This is a genomic window from Mycobacterium sp. NGS26, from assembly GCF_059813025.1.
This window is the reverse complement of record NZ_JCALDU010000038.1, coordinates 1-434: the sequence shown is the minus strand read 5'-3', so window position 1 is coordinate 434 and position 434 is coordinate 1. Positions and strand designations below refer to the sequence as shown.

Below are 434 nucleotides of genomic sequence, written 5' to 3'. Positions count from 1 at the left end.
GCCTGGTGACGTTGTGGTGAGTAACGGCAACGCCTTTGGGGATGCCGGTGGTGCCGGAGGTGTAGATGATGTGGGCAATGTCGTCCGGGTCCGGTGTCGGCAACGCGGTGCTGGGTTGATCGTCGATCCCGGCATCGTCGACGTTGATGACCTGGAGGTTGCAACCATCCAGCCGCCGGGCCAGCCGCGTGGTGGTGATCGCGGCGATCGGCGCGGCGTCGGCAAGCAAGAAGTTCATCCGCGCCGCCGGCACCGCGGGGTCGATCGGCAGATAGGCCGCCCCGGCCTTGAGCACCGCCAGAATCGCCACGATCGCCTCGGCGGACCGCGAAAACAGCAGTGCCACACACTGTCCCGGGCCGGCACCGTGTTCGGCCAGCAGGTGCGCCAACCGGTTGGCGGCCTCATCCAACTCGCGATACGTCATCGAGGCG

Annotated in this window: 1 protein-coding gene; it reads right to left on the bottom strand. The window is 67.3% G+C overall.

The window, feature by feature from the left end; translation table 11 throughout:
* Positions 1–434 (bottom strand): AMP-binding protein (locus tag AC5Y6X_RS24450; protein ID WP_499989723.1); only part of this gene is annotated, 434 nt, incomplete at both ends.